This window comes from uncultured Haliea sp., from assembly GCF_963973825.1.
In the GTDB taxonomy this organism is placed as follows: domain Bacteria; phylum Pseudomonadota; class Gammaproteobacteria; order Pseudomonadales; family Halieaceae; genus Haliea.
Map to the genome: position 1 here is coordinate 34,567 of NZ_CAXBAE010000009.1, position 25,825 is coordinate 60,391.

25 protein-coding genes are annotated in these 25,825 nt (G+C 64.8%); 12 read left to right on the forward strand and 13 right to left on the reverse strand.

All coding sequences use genetic code 11. The features are described from left to right. Nucleotides 1-34: 34 nt before the first annotated feature. The 10 genes from ribA to nrdR form a co-directional block, all read right to left on the reverse strand. Entirely contained in the window at nt 35-634 is a 600-nt protein-coding gene (ribA, locus tag AACZ17_RS11510) for a GTP cyclohydrolase II (RefSeq protein ID WP_290746284.1), read from the reverse strand. A 69-nt stretch (nt 635-703) separates the two neighbouring features. After that, a complete protein-coding gene (locus AACZ17_RS11515) occupies nt 704-1,396 on the reverse strand; it encodes a TIGR02281 family clan AA aspartic protease (protein ID WP_290746619.1) in 693 nt (230 codons plus the stop codon). A 4-nt stretch (nt 1,397-1,400) separates the two neighbouring features. Continuing rightward, a complete protein-coding gene (locus AACZ17_RS11520) occupies nt 1,401-1,913 on the reverse strand; it encodes a phosphatidylglycerophosphatase A (protein WP_290746287.1) in 513 nt (170 codons plus the stop codon). 122 nt (nt 1,914-2,035) lie between these two features. Next, nucleotides 2,036-2,956 (reverse strand): thiamine-phosphate kinase, encoded by a 921-nt coding sequence (gene thiL, locus AACZ17_RS11525; protein ID WP_290746290.1) that lies wholly within the window; start codon nt 2,954-2,956, stop codon nt 2,036-2,038. Further along, nucleotides 2,956-3,408, reverse strand: coding sequence for a transcription antitermination factor NusB (nusB, locus tag AACZ17_RS11530; RefSeq protein WP_290746293.1), 453 nt, complete (start codon nt 3,406-3,408; stop codon nt 2,956-2,958). Before nusB ends, thiL begins: the two co-directional genes overlap by 1 nt. Before the next feature lie 8 nt (nt 3,409-3,416). Beyond that, on the reverse strand, nt 3,417-3,893 hold the full coding sequence (gene ribE / locus AACZ17_RS11535; protein WP_290746296.1) for a 6,7-dimethyl-8-ribityllumazine synthase: 477 nt from the start codon (nt 3,891-3,893) through the stop codon (nt 3,417-3,419). A 29-nt stretch (nt 3,894-3,922) separates the two neighbouring features. Next, nucleotides 3,923-5,026 carry a 3,4-dihydroxy-2-butanone-4-phosphate synthase gene (ribB, locus tag AACZ17_RS11540; protein WP_290746299.1) on the reverse strand — a complete coding sequence of 368 codons (1,104 nt, stop codon included), beginning with the start codon at nt 5,024-5,026 and terminating at the stop codon, nt 3,923-3,925. A gap of 31 nt (nt 5,027-5,057) precedes the next feature. Then, nucleotides 5,058-5,723 carry a riboflavin synthase gene (locus AACZ17_RS11545; RefSeq protein ID WP_290746302.1) on the reverse strand — a complete coding sequence of 222 codons (666 nt, stop codon included), beginning with the start codon at nt 5,721-5,723 and terminating at the stop codon, nt 5,058-5,060. A gap of 47 nt (nt 5,724-5,770) precedes the next feature. Next, nucleotides 5,771-6,889, reverse strand: coding sequence for a bifunctional diaminohydroxyphosphoribosylaminopyrimidine deaminase/5-amino-6-(5-phosphoribosylamino)uracil reductase RibD (gene ribD / locus AACZ17_RS11550; protein WP_290746305.1), 1,119 nt, complete (start codon nt 6,887-6,889; stop codon nt 5,771-5,773). Between the two features lie 18 nt (nt 6,890-6,907). After that, entirely contained in the window at nt 6,908-7,384 is a 477-nt protein-coding gene (gene nrdR / locus AACZ17_RS11555; protein WP_290746308.1) for a transcriptional regulator NrdR, read from the reverse strand. A 130-nt stretch (nt 7,385-7,514) separates the two neighbouring features. Between nrdR and AACZ17_RS11560 the strand changes: the two genes are divergently transcribed. Then, nucleotides 7,515-9,416 (forward strand): gamma-glutamyltransferase, encoded by a 1,902-nt coding sequence (locus AACZ17_RS11560; protein ID WP_290746311.1) that lies wholly within the window; start codon nt 7,515-7,517, stop codon nt 9,414-9,416. 713 nt (nt 9,417-10,129) lie between these two features. Here the strand turns inward: AACZ17_RS11560 and glyA are convergent. Continuing rightward, complete coding sequence (glyA, locus tag AACZ17_RS11565; RefSeq protein ID WP_290746314.1) at nt 10,130-11,392, reverse strand: serine hydroxymethyltransferase; 1,263 nt, start codon at nt 11,390-11,392, stop codon at nt 10,130-10,132. Nucleotides 11,393-11,574: 182 nt separating this feature from the next. Here glyA and AACZ17_RS11570 point away from each other — a divergent pair, with 182 nt between their 5' ends. From AACZ17_RS11570 to AACZ17_RS11590, 5 genes are all read left to right on the forward strand, one after another. After that, nucleotides 11,575-12,918, forward strand: a complete 1,344-nt coding sequence (locus tag AACZ17_RS11570) for a UDP-glucose/GDP-mannose dehydrogenase family protein (RefSeq protein ID WP_290746317.1) — start codon at nt 11,575-11,577, stop codon at nt 12,916-12,918. Continuing rightward, nucleotides 12,915-13,361: an ATP-dependent zinc protease gene (locus AACZ17_RS11575; protein ID WP_290746321.1), complete on the forward strand. Its 447-nt coding sequence runs from the start codon at nt 12,915-12,917 to the stop codon at nt 13,359-13,361. Before AACZ17_RS11570 ends, AACZ17_RS11575 begins: the two co-directional genes overlap by 4 nt. Nucleotides 13,362-13,367: 6 nt before the next feature. Further along, nucleotides 13,368-14,423 carry a succinylglutamate desuccinylase/aspartoacylase family protein gene (locus tag AACZ17_RS11580; RefSeq protein ID WP_290746324.1) on the forward strand — a complete coding sequence of 352 codons (1,056 nt, stop codon included), beginning with the start codon at nt 13,368-13,370 and terminating at the stop codon, nt 14,421-14,423. A 304-nt stretch (nt 14,424-14,727) separates the two neighbouring features. Then, the gene (ettA, locus tag AACZ17_RS11585; RefSeq protein ID WP_290746326.1) at nt 14,728-16,392 is read left to right on the forward strand and encodes an energy-dependent translational throttle protein EttA; all 1,665 of its coding nucleotides are present in this window, start codon (nt 14,728-14,730) and stop codon (nt 16,390-16,392) included. A gap of 96 nt (nt 16,393-16,488) precedes the next feature. Further along, nucleotides 16,489-16,875 (forward strand): PilZ domain-containing protein, encoded by a 387-nt coding sequence (locus AACZ17_RS11590; RefSeq protein ID WP_290746329.1) that lies wholly within the window; start codon nt 16,489-16,491, stop codon nt 16,873-16,875. A 24-nt stretch (nt 16,876-16,899) separates the two neighbouring features. Here AACZ17_RS11590 and radA read toward each other — a convergent pair whose 3' ends face one another. Then, a complete protein-coding gene (gene radA, locus AACZ17_RS11595; RefSeq protein WP_290746332.1) occupies nt 16,900-18,279 on the reverse strand; it encodes a DNA repair protein RadA in 1,380 nt (459 codons plus the stop codon). A 116-nt stretch (nt 18,280-18,395) separates the two neighbouring features. Between radA and AACZ17_RS11600 the strand changes: the two genes are divergently transcribed. From AACZ17_RS11600 to AACZ17_RS11625, 6 genes are all read left to right on the forward strand, one after another. Further along, nucleotides 18,396-19,562 (forward strand): DnaT-like ssDNA-binding domain-containing protein, encoded by a 1,167-nt coding sequence (locus AACZ17_RS11600; RefSeq protein WP_290746335.1) that lies wholly within the window; start codon nt 18,396-18,398, stop codon nt 19,560-19,562. After that, nucleotides 19,474-20,145 carry a replication protein P gene (locus tag AACZ17_RS11605; protein ID WP_290746338.1) on the forward strand — a complete coding sequence of 224 codons (672 nt, stop codon included), beginning with the start codon at nt 19,474-19,476 and terminating at the stop codon, nt 20,143-20,145. The genes AACZ17_RS11600 and AACZ17_RS11605 overlap by 89 nt, the downstream gene beginning before the upstream one ends. 104 nt (nt 20,146-20,249) lie before the next feature. Continuing rightward, complete coding sequence (locus AACZ17_RS11610) at nt 20,250-21,794, forward strand: metallophosphoesterase family protein (RefSeq protein ID WP_290746341.1); 1,545 nt, start codon at nt 20,250-20,252, stop codon at nt 21,792-21,794. A 56-nt stretch (nt 21,795-21,850) separates the two neighbouring features. After that, complete coding sequence (locus AACZ17_RS11615) at nt 21,851-22,381, forward strand: hypothetical protein (protein WP_290746344.1); 531 nt, start codon at nt 21,851-21,853, stop codon at nt 22,379-22,381. Next, the gene (locus AACZ17_RS11620) at nt 22,354-22,662 is read left to right on the forward strand and encodes a hypothetical protein (RefSeq protein WP_290746348.1); all 309 of its coding nucleotides are present in this window, start codon (nt 22,354-22,356) and stop codon (nt 22,660-22,662) included. Before AACZ17_RS11615 ends, AACZ17_RS11620 begins: the two co-directional genes overlap by 28 nt. Before the next feature lie 38 nt (nt 22,663-22,700). Beyond that, nucleotides 22,701-24,380, forward strand: a complete 1,680-nt coding sequence (locus tag AACZ17_RS11625; RefSeq protein WP_290746351.1) for an isovaleryl-CoA dehydrogenase — start codon at nt 22,701-22,703, stop codon at nt 24,378-24,380. A 34-nt stretch (nt 24,381-24,414) separates the two neighbouring features. Here AACZ17_RS11625 and dnaB read toward each other — a convergent pair whose 3' ends face one another. Then, nucleotides 24,415-25,812 (reverse strand): replicative DNA helicase, encoded by a 1,398-nt coding sequence (gene dnaB / locus AACZ17_RS11630; RefSeq protein ID WP_339638312.1) that lies wholly within the window; start codon nt 25,810-25,812, stop codon nt 24,415-24,417. Between the last annotated feature and the right edge of the window lie 13 nt (nt 25,813-25,825).

A 25,825-nucleotide genomic window follows, 5' to 3' on the forward strand; every position in this document is an offset into this window, starting at 1 on the left:
GCGACCAGGCTTCAGTGGCCCCTGACGCCACGCCCTATTGTGCGCGCCCGGTAAACAGGTGGCCGAGCTTCGCACCTTTGGTTTTGAGGTATTTTTCGTTGTGCGGGTTACTCGCGCAGTGCAGCGGCACGCGTTCTACCACGCTCACCCCGTTTTCCTCCATCGCGGCAACTTTCCGCGGGTTATTGGTCATCAGCCGCACCCGGGTGATCTTCAGGTGCCTGAGCATCGGGCCGAGGATGGAGTAGTCGCGCATGTCGGCGCCGAAACCGAGCTGTTCATTGGCCTCCACGGTATCGGCGCCGGCGTCCTGTAACTTATAGGCCTTGATCTTGTTGAGCAGACCGATACCGCGGCCCTCCTGGCGGAGGTAGAAAATGGCGCCACGGCCGGCCTCTGACACTGCCTTCATCGCCGCTTCCAGCTGGTTACCGCAGTCGCAGCGCAGGCTGAACAGGGCATCACCGGTAAGGCATTCAGAATGGATACGTGCCAGCACCGGTTCACCGTCGCTGACATCGCCCATGGTGAGCACGATATGCTCCTTGTTGGAATCCGGATCCTCAAAGCCGTGGATATCAAACACGCCCCAGGCAGTGGGCAGGCGGGAGGTCTCTACGTAGCGTACTGGCACGGGGGAATCCGGTGGCGAAAAAAAGGGGCGTAGTTTAGCACTTAATCGTCCCGGGTGTGGGGCAGGCCACTACCATTCACGGGAGATGGACAGCACGCCGTTACGCTCACGCAATTCCACATGCTGCAGGTAGCTCATGCCGAGCAGGATGGTGGTCGGGTACTCGCCCAGCACTACGGTGGCGCGGACGCCTTCAACCGGAATCCCCCCCACTTCCACCCGGTCCAGGTTCAGCAGCCAGGCATCGACGACGCCGCTGGCGGTTTCCAGCGTGGAGGGTATCCCCGCTGCATAATCAAGGCCCAGCGCTTCGGCCTGGCGGGTGTTGAGCGCCACCACATTGGCACCGGTATCCACCATCACCTGCACGCTGCGGCCGTTGATCAGGGCGCTGGTGATGTACTGCATGCGATCGTTGCGGGGGATCTGCAGTTCACGCCGCTCGGGCGCCACGTAGTTGGTGGTGATATTGCGGTTAAGACCCACGCGCTGGCGAGTGCCGTTGATCTCCAGCACCGCCCCGCTGGCGTCGGCGCTGAGGAGCTTCACCCCGTCGACGCTGTCGCCGGCGCGCAGGGTCTTGCGCTGGCCGTTGATCATCAGCACCGCAGTGTTCGGGAGCAGGGCCTCCACCGTAACCGAGGCGGCAAACGCACCGCCACTGCCCAACCACCACAGCAGCAATAGGGCCGGCAGCCATCCGCGGCAAGGGGCGATGCGGGACGTGAACATCTCACTGTGCTGTCGCTGGGCCCGTTGCATCACGCTACCCTGCCGCCATCAGCCAGAGCGCGATGTGCAGGGTGATGCAGGCCATTACACCTGCCACCATGTCATCGACCATGATGCCGAAACCGCCGCCGACCCTGCGATCCAGTGCACCTATCGGCCAGGGTTTGGCGATGTCATACACCCGAAACACCACAAACCCGATGATCACCCACATCCAGCCGGCTGGCACCGCCCACATGGTGATCCAGTAACCCACAAACTCATCCCAGACGATACCCGGGTGATCGTGCACACGCAGTTGCCGGCTCGCACGCTCGCAAATCCAGACCCCTGCCAGGGCGGTGCCTACCACAAACAGGGTATACCAGAGCAGGGGCAAGGCAGTGCGCGCCAGCACGGCGTCCACCAGCAGAAACAGCGGCACTGCGGCCAGCGTACCCGCCGTACCGGGGGCCACTGGCGACAGACCGCTGCCGAAACCGAAGGCGAGCAACTGCACGGGGTTGCGCAGCAGCGCGGGCGGCGGGGTGGCAGCGGGCTTGGCCATGGGGCATCTATCCTTCCTGACGTCGTGCCAGTTTACTGCGCTTTGGCGCTGGAACAACCGGTCATTTCCCCTGGCGGGCGCACGCAACCCGGTACCGGCAACCCGGCACCTGCCATCGCGGATCAGAAATGCCGGTAGCCCGTCGCGAGGTGCTCGAAACCGGGGCAGACGACGCCGGCGCCCGCTGCAACCTCACCGATGCGGGTGCAGCCGGCGGGTGGCGATGCACCGGCAGGCAGGCAAAAACACAGTTCGTAGTCATCGCCGCCGGCCAACGCCCAGGCCAACGCCTGCGCGCGGTCCGGATGGGCCTGCAACGCAGCAGACAGTGGCAGCGCATGGGCATCGATGCGCAGCTGCACGCCGCTGGCCGCGGCGATGTGGCCGGCATCCGCGAGCAGGCCATCGGACAGGTCGATCGCCGCCGTGGCGTCATGCAGCAACGATGCGCCCAGTTGCAGCCGCGCTGTCGGCCGGAAAAAACGGCCCTCGAGGTATTCAGCGACCTCAAGCTCCGGCCGGTAGCGACCCTGCAGCACCGCCAGGCCCGCTGCAGCATCCCCCAGCGTACCCGACACGTACAGGCTGTCCCCCGGCCGCGCTGCGTCGCGCGTGAGCGCCCGGCCAGGCGGCAGGGCACCCAGCACCTGTACGGTAATGGTCAGCGGCCCGCGCGTGGTATCGCCTCCTACCAGCGGCAGTGATAACTCGCTGGCCGCGGCGGCCAGCCCCTGGCTGAAACTGTGTAGCCACAGCTCGTCGGCGGCGGGCAATGTCAACGCCAGGGTCATGCCCAGGGGGCGCGCACCCATCGCGGCGAGGTCTGACGCAGCCGCAGCCACCGCACGGTAGGCCACGTCCTCGGGCAGACTGTCAGCGGGGAAATGCACCCCCTCCAGTGCGGTATCGACGGAGGTGGCGAGGCGCTCGCCGGGAGCAAGCTGCAGCAGGGCACAGTCGTCGCCCACCCCCAGCACCACGGCCGGGCCGGCACCCAGAGATGAGAAATAGCGGGCTATCAGGGAGAATTCGTCAGCCGGCATCAGGCGCTGGCGTCGGTTTCGGCCTTGCGCAGCTGGCGAGCCGCCTTGTCCAGTACACCGTTGATGTACTTGTGGCTGTCCGTTGCACCGAATTTCTTGGCCAGGGAGACAGCTTCGTTGATGACCACTTTCCATGGCACATCAATGCGCTGCTGCAGCTCGAAGACACCCATGCGCAACAGGCTGCGCTCAATCGGGTCCAGCTCGTCGAGTTTGCGGTCCAGCAGGGGCGCCAGCACCGCCTCGAGTTCGTCCACGCAGCCCGGCACCCCGTGCAGCAACGCCTGAAAGTACTCGATGTCGACATGATTGAAGTCGTAATCCGTGCGGAACTCGGCTTCGATCTGGTTAATCGGCGCCTCCGCCATGTGCCACTGGTACAGCGCCTGCATGGCGTAGTGCCGCGCCTTGTGGCGCTCGGCCGCCAGGGTATTGCGGGCTTGTTTGGTCACGGTAGCGGTCAGCTCCCGATCCGGCCCAGCAGGCTGACCATTTCCAGCGCTGACAGCGCCGCTTCGGCGCCTTTGTTACCGGCCTTGGTGCCAGAGCGCTCCACCGCCTGCTCGATGGAGTCCACGGTGAGTACGCCGAATGAGATCGGAATGCCGTGCTCCAGGCTCACCTGGGCGATGCCCTTGGTGCATTCACCGGCCACGTAGTCGAAGTGCGGCGTGCCGCCGCGAATCACGGCACCCAGCGCGACGATCGCGTCGAAACCGCCCTGTTTTGCCACGCGCTGGCAGACCAGCGGTATCTCGAAGGCACCCGGCGCCCGCACTACGGTCATCTGCTCATCCTTCACGCCGTGTCGACGCAGGGCGTCGATTGCACCCTCCAGCAGGTGTTCGACCACAAAACTGTTCCAGCGGCCCACCACCAGTGCGTACTGACCGCTGGCCCCCGTGAAATCCCCTTCAATCGTCTTGATGTTTGTCATGCGAATTCCTTGTTCGTGTGTGCCCGGCGCTAGGGTGCCAGGTATTCGAGCACTTCCAGGTCAAAACCCGAAATGGCATTGTACTTGATGGGTGCGCCCATGAGGTGGATTTTTCCCACGCCCAGGTCCTTCAGGATCTGGGAACCCAGGCCTACCTTGGTGTAGGTGTCCGGCAGGGCACGCGCGCTGGAAGGCGCCCTGCCCAGCGCCATATCGATACTGTCCAGCAGTTGCTCACTGCTCTCATCGCCGGCCAGCAGCACAATCACCCCGCGACCCGCTTCGGCCACGCGCTGCATGCAGGCACCGAACTGCCAGGAGGCGCGCCCGTCAATGCGGCTGGCCACCATGTCGCGCAGGGTCGAAGCCACGTGCACCCGCACCAGCGTGGGCTCCTCAGCCGTGATCTCGCCGCAGGTCAGCGCCAGATGCAGATCGCCGGCGGTGTTGTCGCGGTAGGCCAGCAGGCGAAAACGACCCCAGGCGGTGTCGATGTCTCCTTCGCGTACGCGCTCAATGGTGCGTTCATTGACCATGCGGAAGTGAATCAGATCGGCAATCGTGCCTATTTTCAGCCCGTGGCTGCGCGCAAACTCGACCAGTGCCGGGCCATCTGCCAGCAGCCCTTCCGGCGTCAGGATGTCAGCGATCACCGCCGCTGGCAGCAGGCCCGCCAGCGCCGCATAGTCGCTGGCCGCCTCGGTATGGCCGGCCCGCGTCAGCACACCGCCCGGCAGCGCCGTGAGGGGAAAGATATGCCCCGGCTGGACGATATCGGAAGGCACCGCCTGGGGGGCGACGGCCGCCTGCACGGTGCGGGCGCGATCTGCCGCCGAGATGCCGGTATCGATGCCTTCAGCGGCCTCAATGGACAGGGTGAAGTTGGATTTTTCCCCGTGGGCGGCGGGCACCATGGGCGGCAGGTCGAGCTGGCGGCAACGCTCCTCGGTCAGCGCCAGGCACACCAGTCCGCGCGCCTGTCGGGCCATGAAATTGATATGCGCCGCGCTGACATGATCGGCCGCCACCATCACCACGCCTTCGTTGTTGCTGTCGTCATCGTCATCCATCAGCACCACCATGCGGCCCTGGCGGATGTCACTGATCAATTCGTCTACGCTGTTTGTCTGCATGCCTTTGCAATCCTTCTGGGACAGTGCGCGCCTAACCGCGCAGGTAGCCATTATCGGCCAGGGTCGCGAGGGAGATACCCGCCTCGTGCTGCGGTACGGCGGCCGCATCCCCCAGCACCAGGCGCTCCAGGTAACGCGCAATCACGTCCACCTCCAGATTCACCCGGCTACCCGGGCGGTACTCGGCAAACACGGTTTCCGCACGGGTCTGGGGAATGATGTTGAGGTCAAATTCCGCACCGCGCACGGCATTGACGGTAAGGCTGGTACCGTCCACGCAAATGCTGCCTTTGTGGGCGATGTACTTTGCAAGGCCGTCCGGCGCGCGCATCACGTAGCGCCAGGAACGGCCGTCTTCCACCGCGCTGACTACCTCACCAACGCCGTCGATGTGGCCGCTGACGATATGGCCACCCAGGCGGCTGGCCGGCGTAAGGGCCTTTTCCAGGTTGACCCGGCTGCCCGGCTGCAAGCCGCCAAGCGTGGTGAAGTCCAGGGTTTCGCGGGACACGTCTGCCCAATAGCCGTCACCGGGCAATTCAGTCACTGTGAGACAGACGCCATTCGTGGCGATACTGTCGCCGAGCTGCACATCGGCCAGATCCAGCTTGCCGGTGTGTACCCGCAGGCGCAGGTCGCCCCCGGCGGGCTGCAGGGCGGCGATGGAGCCCACGGCCTGGATGATTCCTGTGAACATAGTCTGTCCTGTGTCGTTTGACGCGAGTCCGGCGTCGGGGCCAACGCTCAGCTCGCGGGAACGGCGGTAAATCGCCAGTCCTGGCCCACCTGCCGCACATCGCGCAGGAGCAGGGGCACCTTGTCCGCCATGTGCTCCAGTGGCAACTCCAGCAGCGGTCGCGCTGCGCTCCCCATCAGGGTTGGTGCCATGTATACGATCAGTTCGTCCAACAGGCCCAATTGCAACAGTGCACCCGCCAGGCGGGGGCCGGATTCTACCAGAATTTCGTTGCACTGCCGCCTGTTGAGTTCGGCAAACAGCGCCTGCAGGTCAAGACCGTGGGCCAGACAGGGCAACGCCAGCAATTCGGTGCCTGCGGAGGGCGCAGGCCTGACGGGCCCGCGGGCCGCGTCGTGGCACCAGAGTGTGGGCGCCTCGGCACTGAACACACGCGCCGTCACCGGGGCACGCTGCTGTGAATCCAGCACGACGCGCAGGGGCTGACGAGCGCTGGCGCGCGCGGCGGTGGCGTCCGGTAAACCCAGTTCCTCCGCGCGCACAGTCAGGGCACAATCGTCGGAGAGCACGGTACCGGCCCCCGTCACCACGGCGCAGCTCATGGCCCGCAGGCGCTGTACGTCACGCCGGGCCGGCGCACCGGTGATCCATTGGCTTGCGCCGGAGGCCATGGCCGTGCGGCCATCCAGCGACATGGCCAGCTTGGCCCGAACCCGTCCGCGGCCACGCCGCATACGGGCGATAAATCCTGGAATCACCGCTTCAGCCTCGGCCTGTAACACACCGCATTCCACCGCCACACCCGCGGCGCGCAAACGGGCGAGACCCTCACCGGCCACCTGCGGATTCGGGTCCTGCATTGCCGCCACCACCCGCACCACACCGGCCGCCAGCAGGGCGTCGGCGCAGGGCCCGGTTTTGCCCTGGTGGCTGCAGGGCTCCAGCGTCACGTAGGCCGTGGCGCCGCGCGCGTTGCCGGCCATCGCCAGTGCTTCAATTTCCGCGTGGTTGCCGCCGGCAGGCTGGGTGAAGCCCTCACCAATCACCTGGCCGTCGCGCACCAGCACGCAGCCCACATGGGGGTTGGGCATGGCGGAATAACGGCCTTCCCGGGCAAGCTGCAGGGCTCGCGCCATCATCCGGGTATCAAAGACCGGGTCAGGCATGACGTCCGGCCGCGCCACTCAGGCGCTGCCGCGCTCCGGCCGCGGCTCGGACTCCAGCAGTTCAATGGCATCGCGAAACTCGGCGATGTCCTGGAACTTCCGGTAGACCGAGGCGAAACGCACGTAAGCGACCTGATCCAGCTGTTTGAGATGCTCCATCACCAGCTCGCCCACCACCCGGGAGCCCACCTCGCGCTCGCCGGTCGCGCGCAGGGCGTGCTTGATATGGTTGATCGCCGCCTCGACCTCTTCCACCGGCACCGGTCGCTTCTCCAGTGAGCGCTGGAAGCCAACGCGCAGCTTGGCCTCATCAAAGGGCTCGCGGTTGCCGTTATGCTTGATCACCCGCGGCATGACGAGCTCCGCTACCTCGTAGGTGGTGAAGCGCTCGTGGCAGCTCAGGCACTCGCGACGGCGCCGTATCTGGTCGCCACCAGCGACCAGCCGCGAGTCGATCACCTTGGTATCATCAGCAGCGCAGAACGGGCAGTGCATTGGCTCTCACCTTCAGTACAAGTGCCTGAAGACTAACACATTTTGGCTCTGACTAGCGCGGCAACGGAAGCGCCATTGGGGCTACCATCACAACTTTGCTATCCTCCGGAGTCCACCAGAGGAGATGCTCATGCCCCAGAGCCTGCAGAAATGCCTTTTCCACCGCGCCCTGGCGCTCACGCTGGCCTGCTGCATGGCCTGGCCCACCGCCGTGTTGGCACAGAAGACGGCGCGCCCCGTACTCCTCGGCAAACACTGGGTGGCGCTGACCGGCAAGCCACAGGGCGCTACCGCCGGCGCCATGATGTTCCAGCAGGGCGGCAATGCCATTGACGCGGCCGCTGCAATGCTGGCGGTCACCGCGACCCTGTGGGACGTGCTCGGCTGGGGTGGGGAAACCCAGGCGCTGATTTACAACCCGAATACCGGCAAGGTCATCGGCCTGAACGCCCTGGGTGTTGCACCCACCGGCGCAACGCCCGAGTTCTTTCGCAACCAGGGCATGCTCTACCCCCCCGAATATGGGCCGCTGGCGGCGGTGACCCCGGGCACGCCGGGTGGCCTGATGGTCATGCTGGCGGAGTTCGGCCGGCTGAGCCTCGCCGAGGTGCTGGCCCCCGCCATGGAGATGGCCCGGGGATATCCGATTGAGGCCACCCAGGCACGCTTCATCGAGAGCCGCCGCGACATCCTGCAGCAGTGGCCCGACTCGCAGCGGGTATTCCTGCCCCACTACGACAGCGACAGCCCGGAACAGCGCGCGGCACCGGCGCCCGGCGAGATATTCCGGCAGGCCGATCTGCTCGCCACGCTGCAGAAACTGGTGGATACGGAGGCCGCTGCACTGGCCGCGGGCGCCGACCGCAAGGCGGCCATCATGGCTGCCTACGAACGCTTTTACCGCGGTGACATCGCGGCCGAAATCGTGCGCAGCAACCGCGCCGCCGGCGGGCTGATCACCGCGGATGACCTCGCCGAGTGGGAGGTGATTCTGGAAGAACCCGTGAGCGTCAATTACCGCGGCATCGATGTCTACAAACTCACCACCTGGACCCAGGGACCGGCCATGCTGCAGGCCCTGAACCTGCTCGAGGGCTTCGACCTCAAGGCCATGGGCTACAACAGCACACGCTACATCCACACGCTCTACCAGGCCATGAACCTGGCCTTCGCCGACCGTGACTTCTACTACGGCGATCCCTACCTGCCCCCTGAGGAACCGGTTGAGGGGCTGCTCTCCAAGCGCTACGCCGAAGAGCGGCGCAAACTGATGCCCCCAGACCACAACCTCACGGACCTGAAACCGGGTGACCCCTACCGGTTCCAGCGCGGCAAGAACCCCTTCGAATCACTGCGCCAGCAATGGACGCCAATACCGCCTGCCGCCGACGCGGCTGGCGCCGAGAGCTTCCAGCAGGCCAGCCGCATGACGGCGGACGAGGCCTTCCTCGCCGGCACCACATCGATACAGGCGGCGGACGCAGAGGGCTGGGTGATTTCCGTGACCCCCTCCGGCGGCTGGATTCCGGCGTTCATTGCCGGCAACACCGGCGTTGGCCTGAGCCAGCGTATGCAGAGCTTCGTGCTGGACGAGGCCCTGAACCCCTACAATGTCGTGCAACCTGGCCAGCGTCCACGGGTGACGCTCACACCGTCGCTGGCGCTGCGTGACGGCAAGCCGCTCATGGCCTTCTCCGTGCAGGGCGGCGACACCCAGGACCAGAACCTGCTGCAGTTTTTCCTCAACATGGTGGAGTTCGACATGAACGTGCAACAGGCGGCGGAGGCGCACAATATCCTCAGCTACCAGATGCAGAGCTCATTCGGCGCGCACCAGTCCGAACCTGGGCGGCTGCAGGTCACACCGCTTGTATCACCGTTCACGCGCGCCGAGCTGGAACGCATGGGGTACGACGTGGAGGTGGTGGAGCGCACCTACAACCCGACCACGGCGATCTGGTTCGATCACGAGCATGGAGTGATGCAAGGTGGCGCGTCGGACTACGGGGATGACTACGGGATTGCGTGGTAACAGCTGGCGGGCTGGCGGGCTGGCGCGTGTGGAGCTTCGTAGCGGCGGGACAACGCGGGGGATCGCGGCGAGAACGGCCACTCGTTTTCCATCATCTCCGGGCGGCTGCGCAACTCGACCATTTTTGCTGCGCAAAAATTGGGACTCGAACAGTGCTCGCCGCAAAGCCCCCTCCGATGATGGAAAACGAAAGCTGTGGCCTGATTGTTCTCGCCGCGATCCCCCACGTTGTCCCGCGTACCGTGCGTATTTCTCAGAGGCGACCGGCTCGCACAGTGGGGATTGCCCAGAGGTGGCCGAGTTGACACGCTCCCCGGGTTGAGGCGGATTAAGCTAAACCGTGTCGCTTATTCTGAATGTTGCGGCGTTGACCCGACGCGTTCCGGACTTGCCGCCTGCTATATCCCCAATTCCTTTCGCAGGCTCCGTCTTCAGGCCCGATGCGGTGCACGGGTGGGCGAAAAATCAGGCCACAGCTTTGGCTCGCGATCACCGTAGGGGGTAGTCCGCGAGCACTGTTCGAGTCCCAATTTTGCACAGCAAAAATGGTCGAGTTGCGCAGCGGCCCGGAGGTGATCGCGAGACAGTGGCCGTTCGCCCACCCGTGCACCGCATCGGGCCGCGCTACGAAGTCCCAACACCAACGCAGCCCAGCACAGCCCACAAAAAAGGGGAGCCAAAGCCCCCCCTTTCTTGTGAATCAGCCACCCAATTCACCGATACACAGGAAACCGCGCACAGATGTCCAGCACCTTGGCCTTCACCTCGGCAATCGCCGCATCCGCGGAACCCTGCTCCAGCGCCTCCAGCACATCGCACATCCAACCGGCCAGCTGCACAGTTTCCGCCTCCTTGAAGCCGCGGGTAGTGATGGCCGGCGTGCCCACGCGCAGGCCGGAGGTGATGAACGGTGACCGCGGATCGTTGGGTACCGCGTTCTTGTTCACCGTGATGTTCGCGTTGCCCAGGGCCTCATCGGCATCCTTGCCCGTGTAGGGCTTGCCGATGAGGTCCACCAGCATCAGGTGGTTGTCGGTGCCCCCGGAAACGATATTGATACCGCGATCGATGAAGGTCTTCGCCATCGCCCGGGCGTTGGCCACAACCTGCTTCTGGTAGGCGACAAACTCGGGGCTCTGGGCCTCTTTGAAACTGACGGCCTTGGCCGCAATCACGTGCATCAGCGGGCCGCCCTGGCCGCCGGGGAAGACGGCGGACTGGAACTTCTTCTCCAGCTCTTCATTGGCGCGCGCCAGAATGATGCCACCGCGCGGACCGCGCAGGGTTTTGTGGGTCGTGGAGGTGACCACATCGGCATGAGGAACCGGGTTGGGGTAAACCCCGGCGGCCACCAGGCCAGCGACGTGTGCCATGTCCACCAGCAGGTAGGCGCCCACCTTGTCGGCTATCTCCCGAAACCATGCCCAGTCCATGACACGGGAATAGGCGGAGAAACCGGCCACGATCATCTTTGGCTTGTGCTCCAGCGCCAGCGCCTCAACCTGGTCATAGTCCACCTCGCCGGTGCTCGCCTTGAGGCCGTACTGCACCGCGTTGTACATCTTGCCGGAGAAATTGGGCTTGGCACCGTGTGTCAGGTGCCCGCCGTCGGCGAGGCTCATGCCCAGTACCGTGTCGCCAGCCTGGCACAGGGCCTGGTAGACCGCGGAGTTGGCCTGGGAGCCAGAGTGCGGCTGCACATTGGCATAGTCCGCCCCGAACAGGGCCTTGGCGCGGTCAATCGCCAGCTGCTCGGCCTTGTCGACGTACTCGCAGCCACCGTAGTAGCGCTTGCCTGGATAACCCTCTGCGTACTTGTTGGTGAGCACGGTGCCCTGGGCCTGCATCACGCGCGGGCTGGTGTAGTTTTCCGAGGCAATGAGCTCGATATGCTCTTCCTGGCGACGCTCTTCCTCCTTGATGGCAGCAAAGATCTCGTCGTCAAACCCCTCGATGGTCATGCGCTGGTCAAACATCGGTGTCCCCTGGCAGGCGGGGCCGCGGTGGCCCGTGAAAAGAGCGCAGCATTTTACCCAAATTCGGCCCGGCATATAAGTGGCGAGTCACCCGGAGGGGATTCCTGTATTATTTCTGTCACTGTTGTGACATACAGTGGGCAGCCATCAGTGAACGGCGATACAGGAACCCCCGGTAATCGATGAATATCAGCATATTTGGCAGCGGCTACGTGGGCCTCGTACAGGCAGCGATTTTTGCGGATGTGGGCCACAGGGTGATCTGCATGGATATCGACGCGGGTCGCGTGGACCGCTTGCGCGAGGGCGATGTACCGTTCTATGAGCCGGGCCTGTCGCAGCTTATCCGCAACGGTATCGGCAGCGGACTGCTGTCATTCACCACGGATGCGAAAGAGGCCGTGCAGGCCAGCGACTACCTGTTCGTTTGCGTCGGCACGCCTGCCGGTAGCGATGGCTCCGCAGACCTCACTTATGTGATGCAGGTGGCGGACTCCATCGCCCGCTACATGACCAGCCGCAAGGTGGTGATCACCAAATCAACGGTGCCCGTAGGCACGACCGACAGGATTCACAGGTATATCCTGGACGCGCTGCATAAACAGGGCCGCTCGATTGCTGTCGAGGCCGCCTCCAACCCGGAGTTCCTCAAGGAGGGCTCCGCGGTCGCCGACTGCCAGAGCCCCGACCGCATCATTATCGGCACCGAGTCCCCCCGCGTGCTGGAAGAGCTGCGGCGCATGTACCAGGCCTTCAACCGCAATCACGAGAAAGTGATGCATATGGATCCGCGCAGCGCGGAGATGACCAAACTGGCCGCCAATGCCATGCTCGCCACCAAGATCAGTTTCATGAATGAAATGGCCGCCATTGCGGAAGCGGTGGGCGCCGACATCGAGCTGGTCCGGCGCGGCATGGGTTCGGACCCGCGCATTGGTTACCAGTTCATCTACCCCGGTTGCGGCTACGGCGGCTCCTGTTTCCCCAAGGATGTCCGCGCGCTCAAACACCTGGCAGAGCAGCACGGACACCGCGCGGGCATTCTCACTGCCGTACACGACACCAACCAGCGGCAGAAAAACAAGCTGGCGGAGCGCGTCATGGAGCGGCTCGGTGCCGACCTCAGCGGCAAGACCATCGCAGTGTGGGGACTGTCGTTCAAACCCAACACCGACGACATGCGCGAAGCCCCCAGCCGCTACCTGATCGAGGGCATCTGGTCCTGTGGTGGTCGCGTACAGGCCTTCGACCCCCAGGCCATGCAGGCCTGTCGCGATATCTACGGCGAACGCGATGAACTGGTACTGTGTGCGCACAAGGAAGATGCCCTGAAAGGCGCTGATGCGCTGGTAATCTGCACCGAGTGGAAGGCCTTCTGGTCACCCGATTTCGAACTGATCAAGCGCGAGCTCAGCACGCCACTGATTTTTGACGGCCGCAACCTGTATAACCCGGCACAAATGGAAGAGCTGGATATCGAATATTACGGCATCGGCCGCGGCCGCTCTCTGGCCAGGCCGGCGTGAACGGGCAGGTCACCCTGGGATGGCGGGAGTGGCTGGGGCTGCCGGAGCTCGGTATTGCCCATATCAAGGCCAAAATCGACACCGGCGCGCGCACCAGTGCCCTGCATGCCTTCTACGTTGAGCCGTTTGAACGTGATGGGGAGCAGTGGGTGCGTTTTGGCATCCACCCGCGCCAGGGCGATACAGAACAGGTCGTGGACTGCGAAGCGCGGGTTGTGGACCAGCGCCAGGTCACCGACTCGGGCGGTCACCGGGAAAATCGCTTCGTCATCCAGACCCTGATCGAGCTCGGTGGCGAGCGCATCGAAGCCGAAATCACACTCACCGACCGGGAGAACATGCGCTTTCGCATGCTGCTGGGCCGCACCGCCATGCGTGGCCGCTGCCTCGTCGACCCCGGCCAGTCCTACCTGCTCGGCAGGCGGGCACGCACACAGGATTAACGGCAGATGCCGGCACACGGCAAGGCACTGGACATAGGCGGCCAGCGGGTTCAGCCCGGCGAGCGCAAGGTGATCGACATCCCCGTCGCGCCCACCTACACCCGCGATAACCTGTCCATCAGCGTGCAAGTCGTGCGCGGCAGGCGACCCGGGCCGGTGATGTTCGTCTGTGCCGCGGTGCACGGTGACGAAATCAACGGTGTGGAAATCATCCGTCGTATTCTCAAGGATCCGCATCTGGACCGGCTGCGCGGCACCCTGATCGCGATTCCCATCGTCAACGTGTACGGTTTTATCAACCACACGCGCTACCTGCCTGATGGCCGCGACCTCAACCGCTCGTTCCCGGGCTCTGCCCGCGGCTCGCTGACCGGCCGCATTGCGCACACCTTTCTGCAGGAGATTGTGGCGCACTGCACCCACGGCATCGACCTGCACACTGGTGCACGCCACCGCAGCAACTTCCCGCAGATCCGCGCCAACCTGGAGGATCCCGTGGTGCTGGGCATGACTGAGGCGTTCGGCGCGCCCATCGCCATTGATGCCAAGATACGCGACGGCTCCCTGCGCCAGGCCGCGGGTGACCTCGGTGTCCCCGTGTTGCTCTACGAGTCCTGCGAGGCACTGCGCTTTGACGAGATCTACATCCGCGCGGGGGTGAAAGGGGTGCTCAACGTGATGCGCCATATCGGCATGCTGCGCCGCTCGCGCGCGCGCCCCCGACCGCCGACCATCAGCCGCAACACGCGCTGGCTGCGCGCTCCGGAGAGCGGCATTCTGCGCGTGCTGGTGCCGCTGGGCGCAGAGGTGCAACAGGGGCAGACCATCGGGTTTATTGCCGATCCTATGGGGACCAGTGAAACCGACGTGGTGGCGGACATCCACGGGATCGTTATCGGCCGCACCAACCTGCCCCTCGCCTACGAGGGCGATGCGCTGTTCCACATTGCGGAGATCAGCGACAAGGCCAACTGGGAGGTGGATGAGTTCCACGAGGCGCACGAGCCGGACGCCTCGGAGCTGGACCCGGAGGATTTGAGTTCGGCGCCGATTGCGGATTGACGGAGTTGGTGCCTTCGTTCGGGACCGGCCGGGGCGACGGTGGGGGCGATTCGAGGCGCGCTCAAGGCCATCGCTTACTGCTGAGGCTGCGGGCGGTGCAGGGCTGCCGGGACTGTCCGAGACAGGATGTCGAGGTCAAGCGAGCCATGGATGGCCTTGAGCGTGTCCCGGCAGCCCTGCACCGTTCGCGGCCGGCACCTGAACCGAGCCCTGATACCTGAACGAACAAAGCACGGCACTGAACCCAACCCCGATTCCTGCTAGAATCCGCCCACATTTTTACCACCACAGGCAACGCATACAGATGGCCCAGTACGTCTACACCATGAACCGCGTCGGCAAGGTTGTGCCGCCGAAAAAGAAAATTCTCGAGGATATCTCCCTGTCCTTCTTCCCGGGTGCCAAGATCGGCGTGCTCGGCCTGAACGGCTCGGGCAAGTCGACCCTGCTGCGCATCATGGCCGGGATAGATACGGATATCCTCGGCGAAGCGCGGCCCCAGCCCGGCATCAAAATCGGGTATTTGCCGCAGGAGCCGCAGCTCAACCCGGAGAAGGATGTGCGCGGCAATGTCGAGGAGGGCCTGCAGGAAGCGGTCGATGCGCTGGCGGGGCTGGAAAAGGTGTATGCGGCCTACGCCGAGCCGGATGCGGATTTCGACGCACTGGCGAAGGAGCAGGCACGGCTGGAAGACATTATTCAGGCCACCGACGCCCACAACCTCGATCACAAGCTGGAAGTGGCGGCGGATGCCCTGCGCCTGCCGCCCTGGGATGCGGACGTGACCACGCTGTCCGGCGGTGAGCGGCGCCGTGTAGCACTCTGTCGCCTGCTGCTGTCCGCACCCGACATGCTGTTGTTGGACGAGCCGACCAACCACCTGGACGCAGAGAGCGTTGCCTGGCTGGAGAAATTCCTGCACGACTTCCCGGGCACCGTGGTCGCCATTACCCACGACCGCTATTTCCTCGACAACGCCGCCGGCTGGATCCTGGAGCTGGACCGGGGTCGCGGCATCCCCTACGAGGGGAACTACTCGGATTGGCTGGCCGCAAAGGAAGCCCGCCTGGAACAGGAGAAGCGGCAGGAGGCCTCGCACCAGAAGGCCATCAAGGCCGAACTGGAGTGGGTACGCAGCAACCCGAAGGGTCGCCAGGCCAAGAGCAAGGCGCGCCTGCAGCGTTATGAGGAGCTGCAGTCACAGGAGTTCCAGGCCCGTAACGAGACCAATGAGATCTACATCCCGCCGGGGCCGCGCCTGGGTGACAATGTGGTTGAAGTGACCAAGCTCAAGAAAACCTACGGCGAGCGGCTGCTGTTCGACAACATCAGTTTCACCGTACCCAAGGGCAGCATTGTCGGCATCATCGGCGCCAACGGCATGGGTAAATCCACACTGTTCCGCATTCTCATGGGCGAGGAGCAACCGGACGGCGGTGAAGTGAAGGTCGGGGAGACGGTGAAGCTGGGCTATGTCGACCAGTCCCGCGACGACCTGGACGGCAGCAAGACGGTCTGGGAGCAGGTGTCGGGCGGGCAGGACGTGATCCGCATCGGCAATTACGAGGTGAATTCCCGCTCTTACCTCGGGCGCTTCAACTTCAAGGGCTCGGACCAGCAGAAGTTCGTCAAGGACCTGTCCGGTGGCGAACGCAACCGGCTGCACCTGGCCAACCTGCTGAAGCAGGGCGCCAACGTACTGCTGCTCGACGAGCCGACCAACGACCTGGACGTGGAGACCCTGCGCGCATTGGAAGAAGCGCTGCTGACCTTCCCCGGCAGCGCCCTGGTCATTTCACACGACCGCTGGTTCCTGGACCGCATCGCAACGCACATCCTGGCCTACGAGGATGATGGCAACGTGGTTTTCCACGAGGGCAACTTCACCGAATACGAGGAGGACCGCAAGACCCGCCTTGGCGCCGCCGCGGCACAGCCACACCGGGTGAAGTACCGCAAGCTGAAGTAGCAGCGGGCGCCCCTGTTATCCACCCGCTGCGCCGGCCTCGCAATAGGCCCGCAGCGGGGCTATGATTTAGCCAACTTGATACGCACGAGACCAGGCATGACCGACTCCCCCAACGAACGCCGAGCCTACACCCGCGTCGCTATCGACCTTCCCGTGGAGGTACAGCAGGGCGGCAGCAGCTGGCACCAGCGCCTCATCGACATTTCCCTGGGCGGCGCCGCTACGGATCAGCCGGATGTCTGGGATGCACAGTACAACGAGCCCTTTACGCTGCTGATCGACACCGGCGAGGCGGAACCGCTTGAACTGTACGCCTACCTGCAACATGTGGAGGCCGGGCGCCTGGGGTTCAAGGTGGACCACGTCGACCGGGAGAATATAGACCCGCTGCGGCGCCTGCTGGCCGCCCACATGAGCAACCCCGACGTGCTGGACACGGAACTGCGCCAGCTTGAGGAACAGGCCGAAGACGAGGACGACTGAGGCATCAGGCCCCCGCCGCCGGGATCATTCGACGGCGGCGAGGGCCTCTTCGAGCCGCGACACCGCGATCACCTGCATGCCGCGAATCTCGCCGCGCGGCGCGTTGGCCTTGGGCACTATCGCCCGCCGGAAGCCGTGTTTCGCCGCCTCCGAGAGGCGCTCCTGACCACTGGGCACCGGGCGAATCTCACCGGACAGTCCCACTTCCCCAAAGATCACCATATCTCGCGGCAGCTGCCGGTCGCGGAAGCTGGAAACGATGGCCAGCAACAGCGCGAGGTCGGCACTGGTTTCCAGTACCTTCACACCGCCAACCACATTGGCAAACACATCCTGGTCGCCCACCTGCAGCCCACCGTGTCGATGCAGCACCGCCAGCAGCATGGCGAGACGGTTCTGCTCCAGACCCACCGCCACGCGGCGCGGATTGCCCAGCGCGCTGGCATCGACCAGTGCCTGGATTTCCACCAGCAGGGGTCGCGTGCCCTCCCAGACCACCATCACCGCGCTGCCCGAGGCCGGTTCGCTGCTGCGATCCAGGAAAATGGCCGACGGATTGCGCACCTCCCGCAGACCCTGCTCGGTCATGGCAAAGACCCCCAGCTCATTCACCGCACCGAAGCGGTTTTTCTGCCCGCGCAGGGTGCGGAACCGGGAGTCGTGCCCGCCTTCCAGCAGGATGGAACAGTCGATCATGTGTTCCAGCACCTTGGGCCCGGCCAGCGAGCCGTCCTTGGTGACGTGCCCCACCAGGAACAGCACCGTGCCGCTGCGTTTGGCATAACGCGTAAGGAACGCGGCGCACTCGCGCACCTGGGAGACGCTGCCCGGCGCGGAGCTCAGGTCATCCGAGTGCACGACCTGGATGGAGTCCACCACCAGTACGCGTGGACGGTGGGTTTCGGCGGCGGCAATGATGGCCTCCACACTGGTTTCGGCCATCAGCCGCAGACGGTCGGTGGCCAGGCCCAGGCGGCGCGCCCGCATCGCCACCTGCTGCAGGGACTCCTCACCCGTGATGTACAGGGCATCCATGCTCGCGGCCAGGTGACACATGGTCTGCAGCAGCAGTGTGCTTTTCCCGGCACCCGGGTTGCCGCCCACCAGAATGGCGGAGCCGGGCACCAGCCCCCCACCCAGCACGCGGTCGAACTCCTCGGCGCCACTGGAAAAACGCGGCAGCTCGGCGAGGTCGATGTCACCCAGCAGGCGCGCCTCACTGACGCTGCCGGCGAAGCCACCGCGCGCCTTGCCGCCCCGGGACGCTGCGCCACCTCCGGTCGGGCCGCCCAGTCGAACCTCCGACAGGGTATTCCAGGCCCCGCAATCGTTGCACTGACCCTGCCACTTTGCATAGTCCGAGCCACACTCGTTGCACACGAACGCCGTTTTGCTCTTCGCCATGCCCTGCCCTGCTCCTGTCTCATCGGAAAAAATCGGTCACCCTGCTATCAGACGCCGGGTCAGGTCGGTATCCTAGTGCACACCGCCACCACTTGCCCAACACTAACGGACAGTCCATGCCCCATTCCTCCCTGATTCCCGAACCGCCACTGGTGTTTTCGCCCGGGCTGGCGGCGACGATCGGGCTGGAGGAGGCCATTCTGCTGCAGCAGCTGGCCACACTGTTCGCGCACCGCCCGACCCAGCCCCATCGCGGCTATCGCTGGCTGCGGGTCGAGCGCGATGTCCTGTTGCAGCAGATGCCGTTCTGGGGCCCCGCCGACCTCTACCGCATCTGCCGCAGCCTGGTCGACAAGGGCGTCATTCTGGTGGAGTCCCCGCCCCTGCACAGCCATCCTGAACTCCTGTTCGCCATGAACGAGCAGCACAGCGATGCACCGACGGCGGCCCCCGCCGGACCCGGAGGGCAACCCGCGGGCGTGGTGAAAACCTCCGACGAGCCGGCGGCAGCTGCGCCGCGCAGTGCAGCCCAGCTTCCGGCCAGCTGGGGTCCCAGCGAGGATCTTCTGCAGTTACTGGCGCTGAACCACAACATACCGCGCCAGTTCGCCCTGGACCAACTGGAGGATTTCATCTTTTACTGGCGCGAACGCGGTGAGCCCAGCCACGCCTGGGAAAACAAGTTTCGCCAGCATGTCATCAGCTGCTGGCGGCGTGAACAGCAGCACCGTGCCGAGGCATTTCGCGTCGACCAGAACCAGCCGCTGGACAATCACTGGCAACCCAGCCGGGACGCCCTGGAGATCATGCTGCGCAGCGGCATCGACCGCGACTTCATTCGTGAAGCCACCCCGGAGTTCATCCTCTACTGGCGTGAACGCGGCGATGCCCCGAAAGAACTGAACTCAAAATTCATCCAGCACATCCGCATACAGTGGGCCAAGTACACCTCCAGCATGCGCCACAGCACAGAGCCACGGCGCATCACCGAGGACTGGCAGCCCGATGACGATGTTTTTGATATCCTGCGCCTGTCCCACATCGATGAGGACTTCGCCCGGGGGCTGCTGCCGGAATTCATCGTCTACTGGCGCGACAGCAACCAGGCCCACACATCCTGGAACAGCAAGTTCCTGCAGCACGTGAAATTCCATTGGGCAAAACAGCACCGCATTGACCAGGCAGGACACAGCCATGACGGACAGCAAGGATCTTCTCGAACGGGTCGCACGCGGGATCGAAGCCTCGCAGACGACCTCAACGACACCTCCTGGGCCGACTGATGCCCGCCGTCGGCCCGCCAGCGATGCCCATGTCGAAGCCATCAACCAGGTTTTTGCCCTGTTCCGGCTGAACTACCACAACCAGTATTACGCGGCCTACCCCGACGCCGAACAGCTCAAGCAGATCAAGAAACTGTGGCTGGAATCCCTTGCGGACTATCCGGTTGAGCAAATCCTGCGCGGCGCCCGCCACGCCATCGAGAACAGTGAGTACCTGCCCACGCTGCATCGCATGCTGGAGTGCTGCCAGGAGAGTATCGCCAGCCTCGGTCTGCCCGATGCCTACACGGCCTATCGCGAGGCCTGTGATGCCCGGAGCCCCCGTTCGGCGCAGCGCTGGAGTCACACGGCGGTCTACCTCGCCGGCCGGGACAGCGACTGGTTCTTTCTCGCCAACAACCCGGAACGCCTGACCTGGCCGGTGTTTCGCAAGCACTACCAGGCCTGGTGCACGCGTGCCCTGCGCGGTGAAACGCTGACCATACCCCGCGAGGCGGCACTGGAGCAGCACGAGCCGGCGCCGCTGTCAGCCGAACAACAGCTGGAGGCACTCGCCAGGCTGCGTCGCGAAACGCAGCTCTGAGCGGGCGCGCGCGGCAGCGATGTGTTGCCGAGCCTGGAGGCAACTGTTATTTTTGCGGCGTATTCCTGTGCACTTACTCTCAACAATAAGAACGGACACCCAACATGACCCAGCACAACAAGACGATACTGGCAGTCGCCGTGACGGCACTGCTCGCGGGCTGCAGCGACGGCAGTGACCAGGTGGCAGAGGTGCTGCCGCCGCCCAACCCCTGTGACGGCACGGAAACCGAATCCTCGCGCCTGTTCCTGCAGCAGCTGACCAGCAGCAGCGTGATCATCAAGTGGCGCGGGGAAGCCACCGCCGCCTGCATCGGCAGCAGCGCCGACGGTCTGGCGATGCGCTTTGCCGCCGAGGACACAGAGGGCGACCACAAGGAAGTCCGTATCGATGGCCTGGAGGCGGGCACCACCTACTACTACTCCGTGGGCGGCGCGCCCACCGCACCCGCCGGACAGCAGTTCACCACGGCGCCCGCACGGGGCGATGCGGCGGCCGGTGGCAAGACGCGCCTGTGGGTGATCGGCGATTCAGGCACCGGCGGCGATGACGAGCGCGAAGAACACGAGGGCGAGGCCGCCGAGGTGCTGGCGGGCATGGAGGCCTTCATCGAAGCTGACGGCAAGGCCATTGACCTGTTCCTGATGCTCGGTGACAACGCCTACAACGTGGGCAGCGACTTCAATTACCAGCAGGCAGTGTTCGAGACCTACCCCGACCTGTTGAAATCGGTCTCCCTGTGGCCGACCATCGGCAACCACGAAATGGGCCTGGGCTTTCTCTCCCCGACCCTGGGCCTACCCGGGCTGGGCACCAGCGCAGACCCGGACTCCTACCAGGCCAAAGCCGATGACGAGCCGGGGCGCATGCCATATCTGGACATCTTCTCCCTGCCCGCCGAGGGTGAGGCGGGCGGCGTTGCCAGCGGTACCGAGCAGTACTATTCCTTCGATCACGGCAACGTGCATGTGGTGAGCCTGGATTCACAGCTCTCGGCACGGGACCCTGAGCAGCTGGCGACCATGCGCGAGTGGCTGATTGACGACCTGAGCAGCAACGACCTGGACTGGACGGTGGTGATCTTCCACCACCCGCCCTATTCCAAGGGCGCCAACCACGACTCGGACGACGTGGAAAAGGTCAATGGCTTCGACCGCCCGCAGCGGGACATGCGCGAACAGTTCGTGCCGATCTTTGACGCCTACGGCGTCGATCTGGTGTACAACGGCCACTCACACTCCTACGAGCGCAGCTACTACATCACCAGCCACACCGGCACCTCGGACACATTCTCCACGGCAGAGCATGCCGAACTGCTGGACGGAGATCCGGCAAAGCCCGCGACGGGCCGCGGTGATCTGCCCTACGCCCAGCTCAGCCCGACCAGCGGCGGTGTTGACGACCGGGTGATCTACAGCGTCGTGGGCAACTCCGGCAAGGCAGACAAGGACGCCGGCAGCCTGACTGCTGCGGACGAGTGGCTGCGTCACCCGGCGCACATCGAGCAGCCTGCGGATACCGAGGAACCGCCACGCCGCGGCCTGCCGGTGCTCGGCTCTGCCATCATCGACGCCAGCGACACGGCCCTGACCCACTCCTTTATCGACGTCAACGGCCAGGTGCTGGATCAGTTCACCATAACCCGCTGACCCCCGTGTGGCCGCGGCCCAGTGCCGCGGCCCGGTTACCCAAGAGCACTACAATAATGTCGCGCCCCCTGTTGCTAATGCTGCTACTGTGCCTGGCGCCGGCAGGCGCTGCGCCTGTGGTGGCGCATCCCGGCCATGAGGACCAGCTGAGGGCGATCGAACAGGCCCTCGCCAAGGCCCCCGGGAACCAGGCGCTGTATCTGCAGCGGGGCAAGGTGTACGGGGAAATCGGCCATTTTGCCGAGGCCCAGGCGGACTTTGCCCGGGCACGGGAGCTGGGCCCGGCGCAGTACGCGGACCTGCCCGAGAGCATCATGCTCTACGGCAAGGGTGACCTGGAGCAGGCCATGGCTCTGGCAAATCGCCACATCGCGGCCTTCCCGGATGACCCGGAAGGCTTTCGCCACCGAGCCCTGATCGCCCGCGATGCCGGCGATCACGAGCGCGCACTGGCGGACCTGCAAACCCACTTCAGGCTGCAGGCCCGGCCCAGCCCCGGGCTGTTCGTCTCCGCCGCCACGATGCTGGAGGCATCCGGTCGTCCGACGATGCGCTCGCCGTGCTCGACCAGGGCCTGGAGCAACTAGGGCTGGTACCGCAGCTGCAGCGTGAGGCAATCGCACTGGAACTCGGCGCCGGTAGGCTGCAGGCAGCCCTTGCCCGGCAGGAAACTCTGAGGATACCCTTGCGTGACAGCGCACGCTGGAAACTGGAGCGGGTGGACCTGATGTTGCAGGCCAACAGCCAGGCGGAAGCCCGCGCGCTCCTCGCCGCGGCCAGCGAGCAACTGGCCGGCCAGCGCGACACGCCCGCCCGTCGGGCGCTGGAGGCGCAGGCCGCGCGACTGGCAGAGGCCCTCGCGGACTGATATAACGGGGGCCGGAAAAGCGCACACCGGAGCCCGCCATGACCGCCTTGCAAAATACCGCCGAACGCGCCTCGGCGCTCGCCGATACCCACACCGTCGAAAACGTATCGCGGGAGCTGCAGGACTACAACCTTTACACCGAGGACAAGGCGCTGCAGGAGGCGGTGGCTCGCGAGGGCGCAGCCTGGGCCGGGGAGAGCCTCAGCACCTTCGGCCACGCTGTCGGTAGGGCGGAGTACCTGCAACTCGGCTTCGCCGCCAACAAGTACACCCCGGAGTTCGACACCCACGACCGTTTCGGCAACCGCGTAGACCTGGTCAGCTACCACCCGGCCTACCACCGCCTCATGGACACCGCGATCCGCCACGGGCTGCACGCCTCCCCCTGGACGGAACCGCGCGCCGGTGCGCATGTCGCCCGCGCCGCACACACCTACCTGCACAGCCAGGTGGAGGCCGGCCATGGCTGCCCCATTACCATGACCTTCGCCTGTATTCCCTCAATCCGCACAACCCCGGCCATTGCGGCGCTCTGGGAGCCGAAGATCACGGCTCGGGAATACGACCCGCGCAACGTGCCTGACGTCGAGAAGCGCGCGGTCACCATCGGCATGGGCATGACCGAGAAGCAGGGGGGCTCGGACGTGCGCAGCAACAGCACCCGCGCGCACCCGCTGGGCGCGCGCGGTATGGGGGAAGCCTACGAACTGGTCGGTCACAAGTTTTTCCTGTCGGCTCCCATGTGCGACGCCTTCCTGGTACTGGCGCAAACCGAAGCCGGCCCCAGCTGCTTCCTGGTACCGCGCTGGCGCCCGGATGGCAGCAAGAATCCCCTGCAGGTGCTGCGTCTGAAGAAGAAGCTCAGCAACGCCTCCAATGCGTCCAGCGAGATTGAGCTGCGCGGGGCACTTGGCTGGCTGCTCGGCGAAGAGGGGCGCGGCGTGCGCACCATTGTGGAGATGGTCAGTCTGACCCGCTTTGACTGCATGATTGGCTCTGCCGCCGGCATGCGCATGGCTGCATCGCAGGCGCTGCACCACTGCAGCATCCGCCAGGCATTCGGTCGCGTGTTGAACGAACAGCCCCTGATGCAGAATGTGCTGGCCGACCTCGCCATCGAGAGCGAGGCCGCCCTGGTGACCGGCATGCGCATGGCGCGGGCACTGGACAACGCTGCAGATGAGCGCGAAGCCCTGTTCATGCGCCTGGGCGTCGCCGTTGGCAAGTACTGGGTGTGCAAGCGGGCCCCCAACCACGCCTATGAAGCGATGGAGTGCATTGGCGGCAGCGGTGTCATGGAAGACAGCATGATGCCCAGGCTGTATCGCGAAGCGCCCGTGAACGCGATCTGGGAAGGCAGTGGCAATGTGCAGTGCCTGGACGTGCTGCGCGCCTTGCAGAAGTCACCCCGCGTGGTCGAGGTGTTTCTCGATGAACTGGGCGCGGCCCGCGGCGCGCACCCCGCGCTGGATCGCGACATGCAGCGCCTGCAGCAGGATCTCAGCGCGCCCGAGGATTTTGAGTACCGCGCGCGGGACATCGTGGACCGCATGGCACGGGCGCTACAGGCCGCGCTGTTACTGCAACATGCGCCGACCGGGGTAGCGGAGGCTTTCTGCAGCTCCCGCCTGGGCGCTGAAGGCCAGCACAACGTCGGGGCGCTGCCCCGTGGCCTGGACTGTGCAGCCATTATCGAGCGGGCGACACCAAGGGCCTGAGCCGGCAGCGTGCACGAGGACCCGTGTGACGGGGCTATTCCTCGTCGTAATGCCCGCGCGCGAGATTCTCGAAACGGGTGAATTGGCCGATGAAGGCGAGCCGGCAGGTGCCAATGGGGCCGTTCCGCTGCTTGCCGATGATGATCTCAGCCGTGCCTTTGTCCGGGGAGTCCTCGTTGTACACCTCGTCCCGGTAGATGAACATGATGACGTCGGCGTCCTGCTCAATCGCGCCCGATTCCCGCAGGTCAGAGTTCACCGGGCGTTTGTTCGGACGCTGCTCCAGGGAGCGGTTTAGCTGTGACAGCGCGACCATGGGGCAGGCAAACTCCTTGGCGATGGCCTTCAGGCTGCGGGAAATCTCGGAAATCTCCGCGGTACGCCCCTCGGAGGACCCGGCCACCTGCATCAGCTGAATATAGTCCACCATGATCATCCCGATCTGGCCGTGTTCGCGGGCGATCCGGCGGGCGCGGCTGCGCAATTCGGTGGGCGTCAGCGCCGGCGTGTCATCGATAAACAGCGGCACATCCTTCAGTTTCGATACCGCGCCGCTGAGCTTGGGCCAGTCCTCCTGCTCGAGCTTGCCGGTGCGAATGCGCGTCTGGTCGATACGACCGATAGACGACAGCATGCGGATGATCAGCTGCTCGGCAGGCATTTCCATACTGAACACCAGAACCGGCCTGGACTGGCCGAGTACGGCGTTCTCCACCAGGTTCATGGCAAAACTGGTCTTACCCATGGAGGGACGGCCTGCAACGATCACCAGGTCCGACGGCTGCAGGCCGGAGGTTTTGCGGTTGAGCTCGATAAATCCGGTGTCCAGGCCGGTGATATCGCCGCCGGAGTGGAACAGTTCTTCAATGCGCGCCAGGGCCGATTGCAGCAAGGGGTTCACGTCCCGGGGGCCGCCGGCTTTCGGGCCCTGCTCCGAGATTTGCATGATCAACCGCTCGGCCTCGTCGATCAGCTCATCGGAGGTGCGGCCCTCGGGGCTGAAGCCGCTCTCGGCAATGGTCTGCGCCGCCTCGATCAATTTGCGCAGGCTGGCGCGCTCGTTGACCACCTCTGCGTAGGCGCGAATATTGGAGGCACTCGGCGTATTGCTGGCCAGTTCGGCGAGGTAGGCGAGCCCTCCCGCAGCCTCCAGTTCGCCGTTGGCGGTGAGCCGGTCGGCCACCGTGATGACGTCGATGGGCTGGGTCACCTCGGCAAGGCGCGCGATCTGGCGAAAGATGAGACGGTGGTCGGGGCGGTAAAAGTCCTCCGCGGTGACCGTTTCCGCCACAGCATCCCAACCATCGGCGGACAACAGCAAGCCGCCCAGCACGGACTGCTCGGCCTCGATGGAGTGGGGCTGCATCTTGATGCGCGCGACGTCCCTGTCGAAACTGCGCCCACCGCCGGCAAAGGGCGGTTCGGCGATCATCTCGGGATAGTCG